Origin of the sequence: Streptomyces sp. NBC_01013, from assembly GCF_045162765.1 — a bacterium.
Classification (GTDB): Bacteria; Actinomycetota; Actinomycetes; order Streptomycetales; family Streptomycetaceae; genus Streptomyces.
Genome location: NZ_CP108687.1, coordinates 6751436 through 6768225 on the forward strand (window position 1 = coordinate 6751436; position 16790 = coordinate 6768225).

Below are 16790 nucleotides of genomic sequence, written 5' to 3' on the forward strand. Positions count from 1 at the left end.
ACGCAAGAGTGCCTGTTCGGTCAGGATGCCCCCTCCGGTTCGTATCCGGAAGCCGCGTCCGGTTACGCTCGTGGCATGCATGCCTGGCCCGCTTCTGAGGTCCCCGCCCTGCCTGGCAAGGGCCGCGACCTTCGGATCCACGACACCGCGACCGGCGGACGGATCACCCTTGACCCCGGTCCCGTCGCCCGCATCTATGTCTGCGGCATCACGCCGTACGACGCGACCCACATGGGTCATGCGGCGACCTACAACGCGTTCGACCTCGTTCAGCGCGTGTGGCTCGACACCAAGCGGCAGGTTCACTATGTCCAGAACGTGACCGACGTGGACGACCCGTTGCTGGAGCGGGCCGTGCGCGACGGGCAGGACTGGACCGAGCTCGCCGAGCGCGAGACGGCCCTGTTCCGTGAGGACATGACTGCCCTGCGCATGCTCCCGCCGCAGCACTACATCGGAGCCGTCGAGGCGATACCCGGCATCGTGCCGCTCGTCGAACGGCTGCGGGACGCGGGTGCCGCCTACGAACTCGACGGCGACGTGTACTTCTCCGTCGACACGGACCCGCACTTCGGCGAGGTCTCCAACCTCGACGCCGAGGCGATGCGGCTGCTCTCCGCCGAACGCGGCGGAGACCCGGACCGTCCGGGCAAGAAGAACCCGCTCGACCCGATGCTCTGGATGGCCGCCCGCGAGGGCGAGCCGAGCTGGGACGGTGCCTCGCTCGGTGCCGGCCGGCCCGGCTGGCACATCGAGTGCGTGGCCATCGCCCTGGACCACCTCGGCATGGGCTTCGACATCCAGGGGGGCGGCTCCGACCTCGCGTTCCCGCACCACGAGATGGGTGCGTCGCACGCCCAGGTGCTGACCGGCGAGCACCCGTTCGCCAAGGCGTACGTGCACGCCGGCATGGTCGCCCTGGACGGCGAGAAGATGTCCAAGTCCCGGGGCAACCTGGTCTTCGTCTCGGCGCTGCGCCGCGACGGCGTGGACCCGGCGGCGATCCGCCTCGCCCTGCTCTCGCACCACTACCGCTCCGACTGGGAGTGGACCGACCAGGTGCTCGCCGACGCCGTGGCGCGGCTCGCCCGGTGGCGCGCCGCCGTCTCCCGGCCCGACGGGCTGTCCGCCGACGCCGTGGTCCAGGAGGTCCGCGAGGCCCTCGCCGACGACCTCGACGCCCCGACGGCGCTGGCTGCCGTGGACCGCTGGGCCGAGCGGCAGACCGCCGAGGGCGGGACGGACGAGGGGGCGCCGGGAATCGTCTCTCGCACCGTCGACGCCCTGCTCGGTGTCGCTCTGTAACTGCCCGCGGGATCACATCCGTTCACCGGCCCCGAACTTCTTGATGAAGTTCGGGGCCGGTTCCGTTTTGTCCATGGTCAAATGCTCGATGCTGCGCTAAAAGCGCTCTATGCAATCATCAACGCGCATCAGAGGGGCAGTAGTCGCCACGCTGCTGGGGCTGCTCACCGCGCTGGCGGGACCGGGCAGCGCGCGGGCGGCGGACCCGGCCGGACCCGCCGGCACGACGGTCGGCGATCTCACCGGTTTTACGGCCGACGGGCCCGTGTACCGGCTGAGCGCCGGGGCCGCCAAGGCCCGCGTCAGCTTCGTGTCCGACGAGAGCTTCCGCATCGAACTCGCCCCGGACGGCACCTTCGAGGACCCCGCGGGTGACGCCATCGTGCTGCCGCAGGGCACCCCGCCCCGCACCCGGTGGAAGGAGCGGAGTGACCGCTACGACCTCTCCACCGGCGACGTCACCCTGCGTGTCTACAAGTCGCCCCTGCGGTTCGCCCTGTACCGCGCCGACGGCAGTCAGGTCTGGTCCGAGGCGAAGGGGCTGAGCTGGGACGGCGAGAAGACCACGCAGACCCTGGCCCGCGGCGCCGACGAGCAGTTCTACGGCGCCGGCATGCAGAACGGACGCGGCAACACCTCGCACCGGGACAAGACCGTCGAGGTCGGCGTCGACTACGACTGGGACGACGGCGGGCATCCCAACTCGGTGCCGTTCTACCTCTCGACGGCCGGCTACGGGGTCTTCCGCAACACCTTCGCACCGGGTACCTACGCCTTCACCGATCCGGTGACCACCACCGAGCAGGAGCAGCGCTTCGACGCCTACTACTTCGCGGGCGACAACGCCAAGGACGTCATAGGCCAGTACACGAAGCTCACGGGCAAGCCGTTCATGCCGCCGGTGTACGGACTGGAGATGGGCGACTCCGACTGCTACCTGCACAACGCCAACCGCGGTGAGCGCCGCACCCTGGACGCGCTGAAGGTCGCCGACGGCTACGTCGAGAACGACATGCCCAACGGCTGGATGCTCGTCAACGACGGCTACGGCTGCGGATACGAGGACCTCGCGGCGACCGCCAAGGGCCTGAAGGACCGCGACATGCAGCTCGGGCTGTGGACCGAGGACGGCATCGACAAGATCGCCGACCAGGTCAAGGCCGGTCAGCGGGTCGCCAAGCTGGACGTGGCCTGGGTCGGCGAGGGCTACAAGTTCGCACTGGACGGCTGCAAGGACGCGTACAAGGGCATCGAGGACAACAGCGACGCCCGCGGCTTCACCTACGCCCCCGAGAGCTGGTCCGGCGCGCAGCGCTGCGGTGTCCAGTGGTCCGGTGACCAGTACGGCACCTGGGACTACATCCGCTGGCAGATCCCGACCTACGCGGGCGCCACGATGTCCGGCCTCGCCTACACCACGGGCGACGTCGACGGCATCTTCGGCGGCAGCGCCAAGACGTACACCCGTGACCTCCAGTGGAAGATGTTCCTGGGCACCACGATGACGATGGACGGCTGGGCGGCCAGCGACAAGCAGCCCTTCCGCTACGGCGAGCCCTACACCTCCATCAACCGCGACTACCTCAAGCTCAAGGAGTCGCTGTTGCCCTACCAGTACTCCTACGCCCACGAGGCGACGAAGACCGGCGTCGGCATGGTCCGCCCGCTGGCCCTGGAGTACCCGGACGACCCGAAGGCGGGGACGGACGCGGCGAAGTACGAGTTCATGTCCGGTGAGGACTTCCTCGTCGCCCCCGTCTACCAGGACAGCACCGAGCGCGTCGGCATCTATCTGCCGAAGGGCACCTGGACCGACTACTGGAGCGGCCGGACGTACGAGGGACCGGTCACGGTCGACGACTACAGCGCCCCGCTCGACACCCTGCCGCTGTTCGTCAAGGGCGGTGCCGCCGTGCCGATGTGGCCCGGCATCCGCTCGTACAAGGACCGCACCGCCACCTCTCCGCTGGCCTGGGACATCTACCCGCAGGGCCGTTCCTCCTTCACGCTGTACGAGGACGACGGCGTGACCCGGCAGCACCGCGACGGCGCGTACGCCACCCAGACGGCCGACGTCCGGGCACCGGCCAGGGGTGCGGGCGATGTCACCGTGAACATCGGGGAGAGCGAGGGCGAGTTCACCGGGAAACAGACCACCCGCCCGTACGAGTTCAGCGTGCACACGGGTTCCGCGCCGAGCGCGGTGAAGCTCGCCGGCAAGCTGCCCCGGCTGGACTCGGCCGCCGCGTACGCCTCGGCCACGCAGGGCTGGTGGTACGACCGAGACGACCGCGGTGGAGTGGTCAAGATCAAGACCGTACCGCTGTCCACCGGCAAGAAGTTCTCCGTGAAGCTGGAGAACACCAGCGCGGTCGGCGGGCGCGACGCCGCCGCGGCCGCCGCCCTCTCCGCCCCCCGGGGGCAGGAGATCGGCGCGGGCGCCACGGGTACCGTGGCCGTCGACGTCACCGCCGGCACGGCCGACGTGACGGACGCCGTGATCTCGCTCGACGTCCCCGAGGGCTGGCAGGCCACGCCGGCCGCGGCCGTGGACCGGATCCCGGCGGGCACCACCCGGCGCGTCGAGGTGCAGGTCACCCCGGCGAAGGACGCCGAGGCGGGGGAGGCCCGGGTCACCGCGCTCACGCGCTACCGGGCGGCGGGCGAGTCCCGCACGGCGCTCCAGCGCTTCGCCACCGCCGTGATGCCGGCGCCGCCGACCGGTGACGCATGGGCGAGCGACCTGAAGTGGCTCACCTCGGCCAACGGGTACGGACCCGCGGAGCGCGACCGCAGCAACGGCGAATCGGGCGCCGCCGACGGACACCCCCTGACCCTGGCCGGGAAGGTGTACGAGAAGGGGATCGGCACCCATGCCGACTCCGACATCGAGGTCTATCTGGGCGGGCACTGCTCGAAGTTCACCGCTGACGCCGGGATCGACGACGAGATCAACGGCTACGGCGAGGTGGCGTTCTCCGTAGAGGCGGACGGCAAGGTGCTGTGGACCTCGCCGAAGGTGACCGGGGCGTCGGCGACCGTGCCGGTCGATGTGCCGCTCGACGGCGCGCGGCATGTGCGTCTGAAGGTCACGGACACCAACGGGTCCAAGACCGGTGACCACGGGGACTGGGGCGCCGCGCGCTTCGTCTGTTCCTGAGTGGCCGCGACGCAGCAGGGGAGCCGGGCGGGTTCGCACCCGTCCGGCTCCCCGCTGCCCGGATCAGTCCTCCGACGAATCCTCGGAGGAGTCGTCGGGCGGTTGCGGTGGGCCGTCGGCCGGCCCGGGACTCTCACCGGAACCGCTGCCGGTGCCGCCCACCGGCCCGGGGCCGGTCTCCGGCCGGGACGGCTTCGGCGGCCTGGTCCGGCCGCTCGACGGGTCCCGCAGGTACGAGCCCTCACCGCTGTCCGTCGCATGCCCTCCCGGCGCCTGACCGGGACCGGGATCCCGGCGCCGGAGATAGCGCTCGAACTCCCGGGCGATGGCCTCACCGCTCGCCTCGGGCAGCTCCGCGGTGTCCCGGGCCTCCTCCAGCGTCTGCACGTACTCCGCCACTTCGCTGTCCTCGGCGGCCAGTTGGTCGACCCCGACCTGCCAGGCGCGTGCGTCCTCGGGCAGTTCACCCAGCGGAATGCGCAGCCCGATGAGGTCCTCCAGGCGGTTCAGCAGCGCCAGGGTGGCCTTGGGGTTGGGTGGCTGCGAGACATAGTGCGGCACCGCCGCCCACAGGCTCACCGCGGGCACGCCCGCGTGCGTGCACGCCTCCTGGAGGATGCCGACGATGCCGGTCGGCCCCTCGTACTTGGTCTCTTCCAGGTCCATGGTCCGTGCCAGATCCGGGTCGGACGTGACACCGCTGACCGGCACCGGCCGGGTGTGCGGGGTGTCGCCGAGCAGTGCACCCAGCACCACGACCATCTCGACGCCCAGTTCATGGGCGAAGCCCAGGATCTCGTTGCAGAACGAGCGCCAGCGCATCGACGGCTCGATGCCCCGGACCAGGACGAGGTCGCGGGGCTTGTCGCCACCGATGCGGACGACGGAGAGCCGGGTGGTCGGCCAGGTGATCTTGCGCACCCCGCCATCCAGCCAGACCGTCGGGCGGTTGACCTGGAAGTCGTAGTAGTCCTCGGCGTCCAGCGCCGCGAAGACCTCGCCCTTCCACTCCCGGTCCAGGTGCGCGACCGCCGTGGACGCGGCGTCACCTGCGTCGTTCCACCCCTCGAACGCGGCCACCATGACCGGGTCGATCAGCTCGGGAACCCCCTCGAGCTCGATCACCCAGGCCTCCTTCCGAAGTTCCCTTGCGTACGGAACAACCTTACGGCTTCCGGCCACTCCAGCCGCAGCCCTTGCGCACGGTGGGGTGAACCGGGGCCGCCGAGGCGCACCACCGGCCGAAACAGCACCTCGGTCGGGCGATACATCCGAGCTGTGTGGGGTCAATTCGCGCTCGGCTCTGGACGTTGGCCCCTTCAGGGCGCTATACATCGGATGACCAGAGCAGAGGTCCGATGTTATTTCCCCTGGGGGCGCACATGAGTCAGACCGTCACGGATTTCGAGGTCCACGACATCCGTTTTCCGACCTCGGAACAACTGGACGGCTCGGACGCCATGAACCCCGACCCCGACTACTCGGCCGCTTATGTCGTCCTGCGTACCGACGCCGCGGACGGCGAGGGCGAAGCCTTCGAGGGGCATGGCTTCTGTTTCACCATCGGACGCGGCAACGAGGTCATGGCGGCCGCCATCGAGGCACTGCGGCCCTACCTGATCGGTCGTCCGGTACCCCGGACCGCGGCCGACCTCGGCGAGCTGTACCGGGACCTCACCCACGATTCGCAGCTGCGCTGGCTCGGCCCCGAGAAGGGCGTGATGCACATGGCGGCCGGAGCGGTCGTCAACGCCGGCTGGGACCTGGCGGCCAAGCACGCGGGCAGACCCGTCTGGCAGTTCCTGGCCGAGATGACCCCGGAGGAGCTCGTCTCACTCGTCGACTTCCGCTACCTCACCGACGCCCTCACCCCCGAGGAGGCGCTCGCGATCCTGCGCTCCGCCGAGCCGGGCCGGGCCGGGCGCGCCGAGCGGCTGCGCGCCGAGGGATACCCGGCCTACACCACGTCGCCCGGCTGGCTCGGCTACTCCGACGACAAGCTGGTCCGACTGGCGAAGGAGGCCGTCGCCGACGGCTTCACCCAGATCAAGCTCAAGGTCGGCGGTGACATCGGCGACGATGTCCGCCGGCTCGCCCTCGCCCGGGAGGCCGTCGGCACCGGTGTACGGATCGCGGTCGACGCCAACCAGCGCTGGGACGTCCCCGACGCGGTGGAGTGGATGACCGCGCTCGCGCCGTACGACCCGCACTGGATCGAGGAGCCGACCAGCCCCGACGACGTCCTCGGCCACGCCGCCGTACGCGCCGGCCAGCCGGTCAAGGTCGCCACCGGCGAACACGTCGCCAACCGCGTCGTGTTCAAACAGTTGCTCCAGGCCGGAGCCGTGGACTTCGTCCAGATCGACGCGGCCCGTGTCGCCGGCGTCAACGAGAACCTGGCCATCCTGTTGCTCGCCGCCAAGTTCGGCGTGCCCGTCTGTCCGCACGCGGGCGGCGTCGGACTGTGCGAGCTGGTCCAGCACCTCTCGATGTTCGACTACGTGGCGGTCTCGGGTACCTGGGAGGACCGGGTGATCGAGTACGTCGACCACCTGCACGAACACTTCGTCGACCCCACCGTGATCGAGTCCGGCCGCTACACCGCTCCGGTGGCGCCGGGCTTCTCCGCCCGGATGCACCCCGAGTCGATCGCCGCACACCGCTATCCGCAGGGCCCCGTATGGCAGGCCCGCCGTACCGATGAGGAGGACGGCCGATGACCGGCACACGTGAGTTCGAGGGGATGAACGCCCTGGTGACGGGCGGCGCCTCCGGCATCGGAGCCGCCGTCGCGACCATGCTGCTGGCGCGCGGGGCACGGGTCGCGATTCTCGACCGGGAGACCGCGGGCGCCCCCGACGGTGTACTCGCCCTCGAGGCGGACGTCTCCGACGACGACGCCGTGCGCGAGGCGGTCGGCCGGGCCGCCGCCGAACTGGGCTCCCTGCACACGCTCGTGTCGAACGCGGGCATCGGCTCCATCGGCACCGTCGAGGACAACGACGACGACGAGTGGGCCCGGGTCCTGGACATCAACGTCCTCGGCATGGTCCGCACCGCCCGGCACGCGCTGCCGCACCTGCGCAGGGCCGCGGCCGAGCGTCCGGGTGTCGTATCGATCACCCAGACCTGCTCGATCGCCGCGACCGCGGGGCTGCCCCAGCGCGCCCTGTACAGCGCGAGCAAGGGCGCGGTCCTCTCCCTGACCCTGGCCATGGCAGCCGACCACGTCCGGGAGGGCATCCGCGTCAACTGCGTCAACCCGGGCACCGCGGACACCCCGTGGATCGGCCGGCTGCTCGGCCGGGCGCAGGACCCGGCAGCCGAACGTGCGGCCCTCAACGCCCGGCAGCCGCTGGGCCGGCTGGTCTCCGCCGACGAGGTGGCTGCCGCCATCCTCTACCTCGCCGGCCCCGCCGCGGCCTCCGTGACGGGCACGGCGCTGGCCGTCGACGGCGGAATGCAGGGCCTGCGCCTGCGCCCCGCCGACAGCTGACCGGGGACGCGGTCCGGACTCGGACGGCCGGCACCGCACCTCTCGCAGCATCCGCACCACGCACGCCCGCAAAGCCATGATCCTTCGAGCCGGTACTCCACAAAGGAACGGGACACCAATGAGAGTGCGTACGACGAGTGCGGCGGCCTGCGCCGTACTGCTGGCCGTCACTGCCCTCGCGGGCTGCAACCGCGAATCATCGGACGACGGTGCGGGTGGCGGCAAGGTCGGCATCGACCTGCCGCGCAGTGACAGCGACTTCTGGAACTCCTACCAGAACTACGTGGAGAAGGGGGTGAAGGGCGGCGAGGTCAAGGCACTGCCGCTGACCAACTCGCAGAACGACATCGGCAAGCTGGTCGCCAACGTGCAGACCTTCACCGACCAGGGCGCCAAGGCCGTGGTGATGGCCCCCCAGGACACCGGGGCGATAGCCGAGTCGCTCAACACGCTGAACGAGAAGAAGATCCCCGTCATCAGTGTCGACACCCGTCCCGACAAGGGCGACATCTACATGGTGGTGCGGGCCGACAACAAGGCCTACGGGACGAACGCCTGCAAGTACCTGGGCGAGCAGCTGAAGGGCAAGGGCAAGGTCGTCGAGTTCCAGGGTGACCTGGCCTCGATCAACGGCCGCGACCGGTCCGAGGCCTTCAAGGCCTGTATGGACAAGGACTTCCCGGACATCAAGGTGTTCGAGCTGGCCACCGACTGGAAGGGCGACGTCGCCTCCGCGAAGCTCCAGTCCACCCTGGCCGCGCACCCCGACATCAACGGCATCTACATGCAGGCCGGCGGTGTCTTCCTGCAGCCCACCCTGGCGCTGCTGGAGCAGAAGAAGCTGCTGAAGCCGGCCGGTGACCCGGGCCACATCACGATCATCTCCAACGACGGGATCCCGGAGGAGTTCGACGCCATCAAGGCCGGGAAGATCGACGCGACGATCTCCCAGCCGGCCGACCTGTACGCGAAGTACGCGCTGTACTACGCCAGGGCGGCCCTGGACGGCAAGACCTTCAAGGAAGGTCCCACCGACCACGACTCGAACATCATCAAGATCCCGAACGGCTTCGAGGACCAGCTCCCCGCTCCCCTCGTGACGAAGGACAACGTCGACGACCCGAAGCTGTGGGCCAACCAGCTGGAGAAGAAGAGCTAGTCATGGACCAGGCACCACCACCTGCCGTACAGGCGGAAGGCGTCGTCAAGCGCTTCGGGCCGACCGTGGCGCTCGACGGGGTGAAGCTCACGGTGCGGCCCGGTGAGTCGCACGCACTCGTCGGACGCAATGGCGCGGGCAAGTCGACGCTGGTCAGCGTACTGACCGGACTCCACAGGGCGGACGCGGGCACGGTCATGTTCGGCGGGGAGCCCGCCCCCGTCTTCGGGGACACCACGGCCTGGCAGTCGAGGGTCGCCTGCGTCTACCAGAAGTCGATGGTCGTCCCCGACCTGACCGTCGCCGAGAACCTCTTCCTCAACCGGTTCGACGACAAGTCCCGCTGGATCAGCTGGGGGAGGCTGCGCAGACGCGCGGAGCAGCTCCTCGCCGACTACGGAGTCCAGGTCGACCCGAACACCCGGGCGCGGGATCTCGCCGTCGAGCAGCGGCAGTTCGTCGAGATCGCCCGCGCGCTGTCCTTCGGCGCGCGGCTGATCATCCTCGACGAGCCGACCGCGCAACTCGACGCCCGCGGCATCGGCCGGCTCTTCGACAAGCTGCGCGAGCTGCAGGAGCAGGGAGTGGCGTTCCTCTTCATCTCCCACCACCTGCAGGAGGTCTACGAGCTGTGCACGGCGGTCACCGTCTACCGTGACGCCCGCCACGTGCTGACCGCCCCGGTCGCCGACGTCACGAAGACGGAGCTGGTGGCGGCCATGACGGGTGAGAAGTCCGGCGGCGCCGTCGCCTGGCACGCGGCAGCCACCGCCACCCCGCCCGAGGCGTCGGCGGAGCCCGTCCTGCGGACCGAAGGGCTCACCCTGGAAGGGCGGTTCGAACCGCTGGACCTCCAGGTGCGCCCCGGTGAGGTCCTCGGTCTCGCCGGCTCCGCCGCCAGCGGCAACACAGCCCTGGGCGAAGTGCTGGCGGGCATGCGGAAGGCGGGCGGCGGGACGGTCCGGGTACGCGGACAGGCCGTCCGCTCGGGCAGTGTGCCGCACGCCCTGGCCGCCGGGATCGGCTACATCCCCGAGGACCGGCACGACCAGGGCCTCGTCCTGGAGCGCAGCGTCGCCGAGAACGCCACGCTCACGGTCACCGACCAGCTCGGCCCGTGGGGGACCGTACTGCCGTCCCGTACACGGGAGTTCGCCCGGGGCATGATCGAATCGCTGGACATCAAGACCCAGGGGCCCGAGCAGCCCGTCTCCGGGCTCTCCGGCGGCAACCAGCAGAAGGTGGTGGTCGCCCGCGCACTGGCCCGCAGGCCCAGCGTGCTGGTGGCGGTCCGGCCCACCGCGGGCGTGGACATCAAGTCCAAGGACTCGCTTCTCGGGGTCGTACGGCGGGTCGCCGACGAGGGCAACGCCGCAGTCGTCGTCTCGGACGAGCTGGATGATCTGCGGGTCTGTGACCGGGTCCTCGTCCTGTTCCACGGGCGGATCGTCGCAACATTCGCAAGCGGGTGGCCGGACGGGGAACTCGTCGCCGCCATGGAAGGTGTGGGGGAAAGGGAATGACCGGCACGATACGGCCGTCCACGGCCGAGGACGTCAACGGGGCGCTGAAGGGCGGTGCGGGTGACGACAGCCCGCTGAGCCGGCTCAAGCTGATCCGGTGGAGCGACTTCTCCCTGGTACCGGTGATCCTGGTGCTGATGCTGATCGGCTTCATCGTCTCGCCGGTCTTCCTCACATCCGACAACCTGATCAGCGTCGTCCAGCAGTCCTCCGAACTGAGCCTGCTGGTCCTGGGCCAGGCGCTGATCCTCATCTGCGGCCGGATGGACCTCTCGCTGGAGTCGACCATCGGCATCGCGCCGGTCGTCGCCATGTGGCTGGTGCTGCCCTCCGAGGGAGGCCGCTTCGCCGGCCTCGGAGTGCTCCCCACCTGGTCGGCGATCCCGCTCTGTCTGCTGGTCGGGCTCGCGATCGGGGCCGTCAACGGTTTCCTGATGCTGAAACTCCGGGTCAACGGCTTCATCGCCACGCTGGGCATGCTGACGATGCTGCGCGGCCTCCACATCGGCATCACCGAGGGCAAGTCCATCACCGACGTCCCGGAGTCCTTCCGCTACCTCGGCAAGACGTCGTGGTTCGGCGCACCGGCCGCGGTCTGGATCTGCCTGCTCCTCTTCGCCATCGGCGGCGCAACCCTCGCCTGGCTGCGCCACGGGCGCTCGCTGTACGCCATCGGCGGCAACCCGGAAGCGGCACGCGCCGCGGGCATCCGCGTCGACCGGGTCACCTGGATCGTGCTCGCCGTCGGCGGTCTGCTGGCGGCGTTCGCCGGCATCCTCTACACCGGCCACTACGGGGCGGTCGCCGCGACCCAGGGCGACGGCTGGATCTTCCAGGTGTTCGCCGCGGCAGTGATCGGCGGCATCAGCCTCAAGGGCGGTCGCGGCACGCTGTTCGGTGCGCTGACCGGCGTCCTGACGCTGCAGCTGGTCGTCAACGTCATGACGCTCGGCGGCGTCCCGGCGCTGTGGAACCAGTTCCTCAACGGCGCGATCATCATCGTCGCCCTGGTCATCTCCCGCTTCGCCAGCGGCGAGAAGCAGGACTGACCCTCTCGGTCCCCTCACGCCGGACGGGCTGTTCCAGCCCGTCCGGCGTCCGAGGGCCGGGGTCCGGGGCAACGCCCCCGGGTTTACAGCGTCGACCGAAGCCACTGCTCCACGCTCGCCACATGCACGGTCGCCCAGGCGCGCGCCGCCTCCGCGTCGCGGTCCCGCAGCGCCGAGACGATCGCCCGGTGCTCGTGGAGCGTGCGGCTCACCGCGTCCTCCTGGGTCAGACCGCGCCAGACCCTTGCCCGGGTCGTCGGGCCGGACAGTCCGTCGAGCAGCGAGCAGAGCACCGAGTTGCCGGACGACTGCACGATGCCGCGATGGAACTCCAGGTCGCAGGCCACCAGCTCCTCGACCGAGGGGCGCTCGCCCAGGGCATCCAGCTGGGCGCTCAGCGCGTCCAGCTGCTCCTCGCTGATCCGGCTCGCCGCCATCGCGGTCGCGGCCGGCTCCAGGATCCGGCGGACCGCCAGGAACTCCAGCACCGTGTCGTCGCGGTGGAAGTCCACCACGAAGCTCAGCGCCTCCAGCAGCAGCTGCGGATCGAGACTGGTGACGTAGGTGCCGTCGCCCTGGCGCACATCGAGAATGCGGATCAGCGACAGGGCGCGCACCGCCTCCCGCAGCGAGTTGCGGGACAGGCCGAGCTCCGCGGCGAGTTCGCTCTCCTTGGGGAGACGATCGCCGGGCCGTAGCGCACCAGAGACGATCATTCCCTTGATCTTCTCGATGGCCTCGTCAGTGACAGCCATGGGCGACCTCCAGACATCCGATGTATCGGACCATTATGCGTCCCCGCGGACAGCCGGAACGCCCATCGGGCCAACCCGGCGCCCCGCTCGCCCGCGCGACCCGCGCCGTTCGCCCGCTGTGTCCCACGGAGTCCGAAACCGCACCGGGTGAATCGGCGCACGAAAGAGGGGGCGACGCCCGGTCGGCGCCGCCCCCTCTCCGGTGGATCAGCTCTTGCGGGCGTCCAGCACCGACTCGACGCCGGCCCGGATCTCGTCCGTCGCCAGACCCCGGATCGTCAGCGTCGTCCTGCGCCGCAGCACGTCGTCCGCGGTCTCGGCCCACTCGTGGTCGCGCGCGTAGGCGACCTGCGCCCAGATCTCCGGCGCGTCGGGGTGGATGCGCTTCGCGAGCTCCGGGTTCTCGTTGGCGAGCCGGGCGATGTCGAAGGACAGCGAACCGTAGTGCGTGGCCAGGTGCCGTGCCGTGTCCGCCGCCATCCGCGGACCGGGGGTACCGCCGTCGATCAGGAGCCGGTGCGCCACCGCGTTCGGGTTGGCGATACCGGGCAGCGGAAGCTTCCTCGGCAGCCGTGCCATCGGCTCCATGTCCTCCGCGAGGGGGTGCCCGGGGAGCGCGGCCAGCTTGTTCATCACCGTACGGCCGATGTGGCGGAAGGTCGTCCACTTGCCGCCGGCGACCGACAGCATTCCGCCGCGGCCCTCCGTCACCACCGTCTCGCGCTTGGCCTTGGAAGTGTCACCGGGCCCGCCCGGCAGCACCCGCAGTCCCGCGAAGGAGTACGTGATCAGATCGCGTGACAACTGCTGGTCCTTGATCGAGAACGCCGCCTCGTCCAGGATCTGCGCGGTGTCCTTCTCGGTCACCGCGACGTCCGCCGGGTCGCCTTCGTACTCCTCGTCCGTCGTGCCGAGCAGCAGCATGTCCTCCCACGGCAGGGCGAACGTGATCCGGTACTTGTCGATGGGCGTGGCCAGCGCCGCCTTCCAGGGGCGGGTGCGCTTGAGCACCAGGTGCGCGCCCTTGGACAGACGTATCGAGGGCGCCGCGTTCGGGTCCTCCATCTTCCGCAGGTGGTCGACCCACGGCCCGGTGGCGTTCAGCACCAGCCGGGCGGTCACACCGAACTCGGTGCCGTCCGTACGGTCCTGAAGGTCGGCGCCCGTGACCCGGCCCCTGGTGAACCGCAGCCCCGTCACGGCCGCGTGGTTGAGGACGGTCGCCCCGGCCTCGACGGCCGCGCGGACCGTCATCAGCGCCATCCGCGCGTCGTTCATCTGGTCGTCGCCGTACACCGCGACGGCCTTCAGGTTGTCCGTACGCAGCTCGGGCACATCGCGCTGCGCCTTCGCCGGGCTGATCACATGCCCGACGCCGTCGCCGAAGGCGGACAACGCCGAGTACGCGAACACACCCGCGCCGAGCTTCGCCGCGCCGTGCGGACCGCCCTTGTACACGGGGAGGTAGAAGGTGAGTGGGTTGGCCAGGTGCGGGGCCACCTGACGCGATACCGCACGGCGCTCGAAGTGGTTCTCCGCCACCAGCTTCACCGCGCCGGTCTGCAAGTAGCGCAGACCCCCGTGCAGCAGTTTGGAGGAGGCGGAGGAGGTGGCGCCGGCGAAGTCGCCGGCGTCCACCAGGGCCACCCGCAGCCCGGACTGCGCGGCATGCCAGGCAGTGGAGATGCCCAGAATGCCGCCACCGATCACCAGGAGGTCGTACGTCGCCTTGGAGAGCTGCTCCCGGGTCTCGGCACGGCTCGGAAGGGAGCCGGAGGCCGGATGCGTCCCGAGGGCGGGGACGCTCTGCAGGGTGGTCATGTTGTCTACTCCTCGTCGTCCAGCCAGCCCATGGTCCGTTCCACGGCCTTGAGCCAGCTCTTGTACTCGCGGTCGCGGGTGTCCGCGTCCATGCGGGGGGTCCACTCGGCGGCCCGGCGCCAGTTGGCGCGCAGCGCGTCGGTGTCGGGCCAGAAGCCGACGGCCAGGCCGGCGGCATAGGCGGCGCCGAGGCAGGTGGTCTCGGCGACCATCGGCCGCACCACGGGTGCGTCCAGGAAGTCGGCGAGGGTCTGCATCAGCAGGTTGTTGGAGGTCATTCCGCCGTCGACCTTGAGTGCGGTCAGTTCGACGCCGGAGTCCTTGGTCATGGCGTCGCTGATCTCGCGGGTCTGCCAGGCGGTGGCCTCCAGCACGGCACGGGCGATGTGCGCCTTGGTGACGTAGCGGGTGAGGCCGGCGATGACACCGCGGGCGTCGGGGCGCCAGTACGGGGCGAACAGGCCGGAGAAGGCCGGCACGAAGTACGCGCCGCCGTTGTCCTCGACCGACGAGGCCAGGGTCTCGATCTCGGCCGCGGACTGGATCAGGCCCATCTGGTCGCGCATCCACTGCACCAGCGAACCCGTGACGGCGATCGAGCCCTCCAGGGCGTAGACCGGCTTCTTGTCGCCGATCTGGTAGCCGACCGTGGTCAGCAGCCCGTTGTAGGAGTTGACGGGCGTCTCGCCGGTGTTCATCAGCATGAAGGTGCCGGTGCCGTACGTGGACTTGGCCTCGCCCTCGGCGAAGCACGTCTGACCGAACAGCGCGGCCTGCTGGTCACCCAGCGCGGAGGCGACCGGCACGCCGTCGAGCACGCCGCCCCTGGCGTTGCCGTACACCTCGGCCGAGGACCGGATCTCGGGCAGCACGGCCGCCGGGATGCCCATGGAGGTGAGGATCTTGTCGTCCCACGCCATGGTGTGCAGGTTCATCAGGAGCGTGCGCGAGGCGTTGGTGACGTCGGTGACGTGCACGCCGCCCTCGGTGCCGCCGGTCAGGTTCCAGATGACCCAGGAGTCCATGGTGCCGAAGAGGATGTCGCCGCGCTCGGCGCGCTCGCGCAGCCCCTCGACGTTGTCGAGCAGCCAGCGGACCTTGGGGCCGGCGAAGTACGAGGCGAGCGGCAGCCCGGTCTCGCGGCGGAAGCGGTCCTGGCCCACGTTGCGTCCGAGCTCCTTGCAGAGCGCGTCGGTGCGGGTGTCCTGCCAGACGAGGGCGTTGTGGACGGGCTCACCGGTGTGCTTGTCCCAGAGCAGGGTGGTCTCGCGCTGGTTGGTGATGCCGATCGCCTTCACGTCGGCGGCGGTGATGCCGGCCTTGACGATGGCGCTCGCCACGACCTCCTGGACGTTCTCCCAGATCTCGGTCGCGTCGTGCTCGACCCAGCCCGGCTTCGGGAAGATCTGCTCGTGCTCCTTCTGGTCGACGGAGACGATCCGGCCGTCCTTGTCGAAGACGATGCAGCGGCTGGAGGTGGTGCCCTGGTCGATGGCCGCGATGAACGGCCCGGTGCCGTGGGTGCCGGTGGTGTGTGCGTCGGTCACGGTGTGCTCCCGGAAGTCTGTGTGGTCTTGGGGGTGACGGCTCTGGGCCCTGTGGCTCACGCGAAGGCGAGGTTGTAGAGCCCGCCCGCGATCGCGCCGCCGATGAGCGGTCCGACGACGGGGATCCAGGCGTAACCCCAGTCGGATCCGCCCTTGTTCGGCAGCGGAAGCAGCGCGTGCACGATACGCGGACCGAGGTCGCGAACCGGGTTGATCGCGTAGCCGGTCGGGCCGCCGAGCGAGAGACCGATGGAGACGACCACAAGAGAGGTGATCAGCGCGCCGAGCGTGCCGAGACCGTTGCCGTCGTTGTTGAGGCCCTGGGTGAGGATGGCCAGGACCAGTACGACCGTGGCGATGATCTCGGTGAGGACGTTCTGTACGGCGTTGCGGATCTCGGGACCCGTGGAGAAGACGCCGAGCACCGGCCCGGCGTTGGGGGCGGCGGCCTTGTCGACCATGCCCTCCTCACCCGAATGGGCGCTCAGGACCTCCGGATCCGTGAGATGGGCCCGGAACTGTCCGTAGTAGGCCACCCAGACCAGCGCCGCGCCGATCATCGCGCCGAACAGCTGGGAGACGAGATAGAGCGGAACATCGCTCCACTCGGTTCCGCCCTCGATCGCCAGACCGATGGTGACGGCCGGGTTGAGATGCGCTCCGGATACGCCACCGACCATGTAGGCGCCGGTCAGTACCGCGAAGCCCCACCCGAAGGTGATGGCGAGCCAGCCGGCGTTCTGTGCCTTCGAGTGCTTGAGCGTGACGGCGGCACAGACACCGGCGCCGAGCAGGATGAGTACGGCGGTACCGATGGTCTCGCCGATGAAGATGTCGGAGCTGGACACCCGCGACTCCTTTGTCCTTCGTCCAGGGAAGCCGAACCCCGGGTCCCTCCGGTGGTCCGCGCCCTCATGTGAGGGCGTTGCCGGCCTTGGCTCTGTCACACCCTAACGCGTATTTCCGTTAGGCGTT

The 16790-nt window shown here is 70.0% G+C and carries 12 protein-coding genes; 7 read left to right on the forward strand and 5 right to left on the reverse strand.

Annotation, left to right across the window (positions count from 1 at the left end):
• The first annotated feature begins 75 nt into the window (after positions 1-75).
• Both mshC and OG538_RS29435 read left to right on the forward strand, forming a co-directional pair.
• Positions 76-1305 (forward strand): cysteine--1-D-myo-inosityl 2-amino-2-deoxy-alpha-D-glucopyranoside ligase, encoded by a 1230-nt coding sequence (gene mshC / locus OG538_RS29430; RefSeq protein WP_406098475.1) that lies wholly within the window; start codon positions 76-78, stop codon positions 1303-1305.
• Positions 1306-1414: 109 nt separating this feature from the next.
• A complete protein-coding gene (locus tag OG538_RS29435) occupies positions 1415-4465 on the forward strand; it encodes an NPCBM/NEW2 domain-containing protein (RefSeq protein ID WP_406098476.1) in 3051 nt (1016 codons plus the stop codon).
• 63 nt (positions 4466-4528) lie between these two features.
• Here OG538_RS29435 and OG538_RS29440 read toward each other — a convergent pair whose 3' ends face one another.
• On the reverse strand, positions 4529-5590 hold the full coding sequence (locus tag OG538_RS29440) for a PAC2 family protein (protein ID WP_406098477.1): 1062 nt from the start codon (positions 5588-5590) through the stop codon (positions 4529-4531).
• A gap of 257 nt (positions 5591-5847) precedes the next feature.
• Between OG538_RS29440 and OG538_RS29445 the strand changes: the two genes are divergently transcribed.
• The 5 genes from OG538_RS29445 to OG538_RS29465 all read left to right on the forward strand — a co-directional run bounded on the left by OG538_RS29445 (position 5848) and on the right by OG538_RS29465 (position 11692).
• On the forward strand, positions 5848-7185 hold the full coding sequence (locus tag OG538_RS29445) for an L-fuconate dehydratase (RefSeq protein WP_406098478.1): 1338 nt from the start codon (positions 5848-5850) through the stop codon (positions 7183-7185).
• Positions 7182-7961 carry an SDR family NAD(P)-dependent oxidoreductase gene (locus tag OG538_RS29450; protein ID WP_406098479.1) on the forward strand — a complete coding sequence of 260 codons (780 nt, stop codon included), beginning with the start codon at positions 7182-7184 and terminating at the stop codon, positions 7959-7961. The genes OG538_RS29445 and OG538_RS29450 overlap by 4 nt, the downstream gene beginning before the upstream one ends.
• A gap of 118 nt (positions 7962-8079) precedes the next feature.
• Entirely contained in the window at positions 8080-9120 is a 1041-nt protein-coding gene (locus OG538_RS29455) for a sugar ABC transporter substrate-binding protein (RefSeq protein ID WP_406098480.1), read from the forward strand.
• 2 nt (positions 9121-9122) lie between these two features.
• Positions 9123-10643: a sugar ABC transporter ATP-binding protein gene (locus OG538_RS29460; RefSeq protein ID WP_406098481.1), complete on the forward strand. Its 1521-nt coding sequence runs from the start codon at positions 9123-9125 to the stop codon at positions 10641-10643.
• Positions 10640-11692: an ABC transporter permease gene (locus OG538_RS29465; protein ID WP_406098482.1), complete on the forward strand. Its 1053-nt coding sequence runs from the start codon at positions 10640-10642 to the stop codon at positions 11690-11692. The genes OG538_RS29460 and OG538_RS29465 overlap by 4 nt, the downstream gene beginning before the upstream one ends.
• A gap of 83 nt (positions 11693-11775) precedes the next feature.
• On the opposite strand, the gene OG538_RS29470 is transcribed toward OG538_RS29465, so the two are convergent.
• The 4 genes from OG538_RS29470 to OG538_RS29485 form a co-directional block, all read right to left on the reverse strand.
• Positions 11776-12447, reverse strand: coding sequence for a FadR/GntR family transcriptional regulator (locus tag OG538_RS29470; RefSeq protein ID WP_356324333.1), 672 nt, complete (start codon positions 12445-12447; stop codon positions 11776-11778).
• 207 nt (positions 12448-12654) lie between these two features.
• Positions 12655-14268, reverse strand: coding sequence for an FAD-dependent oxidoreductase (locus tag OG538_RS29475; RefSeq protein WP_406098483.1), 1614 nt, complete (start codon positions 14266-14268; stop codon positions 12655-12657).
• Between the two features lie 5 nt (positions 14269-14273).
• Entirely contained in the window at positions 14274-15815 is a 1542-nt protein-coding gene (glpK, locus tag OG538_RS29480) for a glycerol kinase GlpK (RefSeq protein WP_406098484.1), read from the reverse strand.
• Positions 15816-15871: 56 nt separating this feature from the next.
• A complete protein-coding gene (locus OG538_RS29485; protein WP_406098485.1) occupies positions 15872-16663 on the reverse strand; it encodes an MIP/aquaporin family protein in 792 nt (263 codons plus the stop codon).
• Positions 16664-16790: the final 127 nt, after the last annotated feature.